At 45.9% G+C, this 3,499-nt stretch carries 6 protein-coding genes; 3 read left to right on the top strand and 3 right to left on the bottom strand.

Annotation, left to right across the window (positions count from 1 at the left end; translation table 11 throughout):
• On the bottom strand, window positions 1–226 hold a 226-nt coding region (locus tag L691_RS0115055; RefSeq protein ID WP_025691304.1), incomplete at its 3' end, for an AAA family ATPase.
• 72 nt (window positions 227–298) lie between these two features.
• Window positions 299–769: a NifB/NifX family molybdenum-iron cluster-binding protein gene (locus L691_RS0115050; RefSeq protein WP_025691303.1), complete on the bottom strand. Its 471-nt coding sequence runs from the start codon at window positions 767–769 to the stop codon at window positions 299–301.
• Between the two features lie 672 nt (window positions 770–1,441).
• Here L691_RS0115050 and L691_RS33980 point away from each other — a divergent pair.
• From L691_RS33980 to L691_RS34300, 3 genes are all read left to right on the top strand, one after another.
• Window positions 1,442–1,750, top strand: coding sequence for an iron-containing alcohol dehydrogenase (locus L691_RS33980; RefSeq protein WP_198023051.1), 309 nt, complete (start codon window positions 1,442–1,444; stop codon window positions 1,748–1,750).
• Entirely contained in the window at window positions 1,747–2,175 is a 429-nt protein-coding gene (locus L691_RS33975; protein WP_198023050.1) for a dehydroquinate synthase/iron-containing alcohol dehydrogenase family protein, read from the top strand. Before L691_RS33980 ends, L691_RS33975 begins: the two co-directional genes overlap by 4 nt.
• Window positions 2,176–2,263: 88 nt before the next feature.
• On the top strand, window positions 2,264–2,602 hold the full coding sequence (locus L691_RS34300; RefSeq protein WP_036737196.1) for an MFS transporter: 339 nt from the start codon (window positions 2,264–2,266) through the stop codon (window positions 2,600–2,602).
• A 56-nt stretch (window positions 2,603–2,658) separates the two neighbouring features.
• Here the strand turns inward: L691_RS34300 and L691_RS0115040 are convergent, their stop codons facing one another.
• Window positions 2,659–3,405 (bottom strand): IclR family transcriptional regulator, encoded by a 747-nt coding sequence (locus tag L691_RS0115040; RefSeq protein WP_084654175.1) that lies wholly within the window; start codon window positions 3,403–3,405, stop codon window positions 2,659–2,661.
• Window positions 3,406–3,499 lie beyond the last annotated feature (94 nt).

Below are 3,499 nucleotides of genomic sequence, written 5' to 3'. Positions count from 1 at the left end.
GTTCGAGGTCTTCGACCGAACCCAATTCAGCAGCCATGTGAAGCACGGTTTGTTGAGCTTTCGTGTTCAGGATCAGACGAGTGGAGTCGGCTTTAGGATCACAGCCTACGATCATGATTTTTTGACCGAAAGTCGTCGCCAGCTGAGCCAGCGTGTTCTGGGAAGTCGTGGATTTGCCGATACCGCCTTTACCGTAGAATGCGATTTGTCTTGGTTTCTTACTCATGAATAATCATCCTCCATATTTAAATTATTTAGATTATTACAAATGCAAATGAATGCAAAATTCTGACGGACATCATCTTGATAAACCCAAACTGGCATAGAACTCGGCGCTTTCCAGCAGCAGTTCTTCAATGTCGCCTTTGCCGGAAATTGCTGCTATCCCTCTCTGCAAAAGCTTACTGCGCGGAGAATCGCCAATTCCGGAACAGAGAATCGCCTGACAGTCCGCAAACAAAGCGGCCGTATCGTCAAAAATCTGCTTCTTGTCGACCGGTTCGCCGCTCTCTGCTCTCCCGGTGCAATAGGCCTGAACGTGACGTACTTCCAAGAACGTGATTGTCTGGCCCGAAACATCATAAACCCAAAATTCACTCGCATGTCCAAAGTGGACATTAACTTTGCCGCCGCCCCGTGTCGCAACAGCGATTCTAATTCCCGGGGGCTCGGTGGTGAGGTGACCGGCTGATTCATTCTTTCGCTCGGTGTCCGTATTGGCTAACTCCGTCTGATTCCAGCTTGCTCCGTCGTCACCGATTAATTCCACTCGACCGCCTCTCCTTCAAATGAGATTTGCGAATAACAGAGATCCGAGTGTAACAAATGTCACATTTCTTAACTTGCCATGTAGATGTTGTTGTTCTTAAGAGATATATTATCCTTTCAATTCAAATCCCGTCAATGAATGTTAAGCGCATACATTCATCGTTGACAAATCGTTCAAGAACGGCGTCAGGTTACATGACACATCCATGCGACTTTCCACTTTTTCCACCTGAAGGTACCGCTTTCATTAATGATTTCCAACGATTGATATATTTGCAAAAGGATTGCCATGTCTCTGCACCGTTCCTAACGGGCATTAATTGTTCACAAACCTGCCTTATCCACTGCTGTTAGCAGCGATAAAAAAGCCTGAACGCGGCACTTCCTCCACAAAACAAAACCGAGCCGTTAGCAGTCTAACCCTGAGTTTTGGCCATGAAGTCCAGACCATCTTATGCTTTCGATGTACAACGTCATAAATACTATTATGATCGATCCTCCTTGTCCTCTCCAACGGCTACATTCCATTTTTCATCTTTTTGTTTCTATTTTTGAAACTTTTCAGCAGATTTTGATATGTATCAGTTACCTGGCTACCATAGAAATCAGATTTATCAGCTGCGCATTTCCAAATCAAAGCCGCAGCCAATTATCAAAGAAGGGAATGAACAACATGGGACAAATTAAAACAAGCACTCGCGGATTTCTGGCTCCGGCCAAATATATTCAAGGCTACAGAGAAGTAAGCAAGCTTGAGAGTTACACTAATTCATTCGGCACGAAGCTCCTGGCTTACATTGATTCCTTTTTGTTCGAAGCCTTATCTTCTAGGCTGTACAGTGCGTACGGCACTGCCAGTATTATTTGTGAACCTTTTGAGGGGCAGGTTTCCATTGAAAATTCGGATAAGTATATCCATACAGCCCGCAGTGGAAATTATGATGCGATTATCGGCATCGGCGGAGGAGAACGCTTGATATGACCAAGCTGGTGGCTAATGCTCTGGATTTACCCTTAGTGATTATACCTACATCTGCGGCAACCGATGCGCCTACCAGCGCTTTATCAGTCATTTACTCCCCTGCGGGAGAGCATATCAACGAAATGTTTTACGACAAAGGGCCCGATCTGGTTATAGTCGATACCGAAATCATCTCGAGCGCTCCTGTTAGGCTGCTGGTGGCCGGTATGGGCGATGCGTTAGCGACTTTCTTCGAGGCTCGGGCGTGCAAGGAGTCCGACTCGCAGAATAACATCAAAGGGGAATTCAAACGAACTCTCGCCTCCTATGCCATCGCGAAGGAATGCTACAACGTTCTATTACAAGACGGGTTAAAAGCGAAGCTGGATGCGGAAGCGGGCATTTGCTCCCCATCTATGGAAAATATTATTGCGCGAGCCGCTTGATGTAACGGAAGATATGCTGTACCATGCCATCCGCTCTGCCGATATATTGGGGAATCATTACAGGAAGAGAGGTCATCAATACATTTAAATGTCTACGAAAATCTATATTGCCTTATTTTCTCTTGCCCTTAGCGCTTTCGCCATAGGGACGACCGAGTTTGTGCTGGTCGGGTTGCTTCAAACTGTAGCAAGTGATCTCCAAATTAGCATCACACGCGCAGGGACACTCATATCCGGTTATGCTGTTGCCATTGCCGTGGGAACTCCGTTTATCGCTATCCTCTCAGGGAAAGTGCCCAAACGAAGATTTTTAATCATTCTGATGGCTGTATTTACCTTGGGTAATTTGCTAAGCGCGTTCTCTTACTCCTATCATCTGCCCAGGTTCCGTTACGGTTGCCGGATTAACCGGCCCATTGGACCATGATTACGCAGTAGAAGGTTTGAAAAGATTTCTGGCAGCACGCAAGTCTTAATGGATGCTTACTTGTCCAGCAGGCTTGAAATTTGTGCGCTGCATGCCAGCAGCTTTTTGCTTAGAGTCCGGTCCTTCTTTTTCGTCAGACGCGCAGAGGGACCGGATAAAGTAACCGCAGCGATGGCCTCCCCTTTGTAAAAAATGGGGGCGGCAATACAACGAAGTCCGATTTCCGTCTCTTCATCATCGATGGCATAACCTTGCTGCCGAATGACCTTGAGATGCTCCCGTAATAAATGTAAATCGGCAAATGTATTTTTCGTATTTTTTTGCAGCGTTATGTTGTTTAGAACGGTTTCCCGCTTGTCTTCATCCAAATGAGCAAGGATGACTTTGCCAAAAGCGCTAAGGTGAACATAAGCATAATCGCCAACCTTGGAGTGGATCCGCATGGAATGGGTGCCTTCAACTACTTGGGTTGTCACCACATTGATGCCATTTAGAATGCCGATATATAGGGTCTCCCCAATTTCTTGGCTTAATTGATGCAGCGGAGGGACAGCGATCCAGTCCAGTCTGGGATTGGCAGAAGCGGCAGTCCCTCCGCCCACTTTTTCAGTAAGGCTGTATAAATGCTCTTCTTTCTTTACATATCCTGCAGCCTCAAGTGTGTACAGCAGGCGAAATGTAGTCGATTTATTCAGATCAAGCAGCCGCATGATGTCTGTCAGCTTCATCGGCTCCGCTTGCCGCAATGCCTCCAAAATCAACAGCCCTTTTTTTAATGTGGCCGATTCATATTGCTTCATCATTCCACCTCTTTATATGTGAAGCAATAATAAATCAAACGCAATTAAAGATCAACTATCGATAGACTGAGAAACGCTAATCATTCATTTTATTTGA

Origin of the sequence: Paenibacillus zanthoxyli JH29 (assembly GCF_000520715.1) — a bacterium.
GTDB lineage: Bacteria > Bacillota > Bacilli > Paenibacillales > Paenibacillaceae > Paenibacillus_AQ > Paenibacillus_AQ zanthoxyli.
This window is presented reverse-complemented; position numbering and strand designations above follow the sequence as displayed.

Excerpts from the sequence above, each read along its gene's own strand:
- L691_RS33980 (WP_198023051.1), top strand. The coding sequence starts at position 1,442 with ATGGGACAAATTAAAACAAGCACTCGCGGATTTCTGGCTCCGGCCAAA.
- L691_RS33975 (WP_198023050.1), top strand. The coding sequence starts at position 1,747 with ATGACCAAGCTGGTGGCTAATGCTCTGGATTTACCCTTAGTGATTATA.
- L691_RS34300 (WP_036737196.1), top strand. The coding sequence starts at position 2,264 with ATGTCTACGAAAATCTATATTGCCTTATTTTCTCTTGCCCTTAGCGCT.
- L691_RS0115040 (WP_084654175.1), bottom strand. The coding sequence starts at position 3,405 with ATGATGAAGCAATATGAATCGGCCACATTAAAAAAAGGGCTGTTGATT.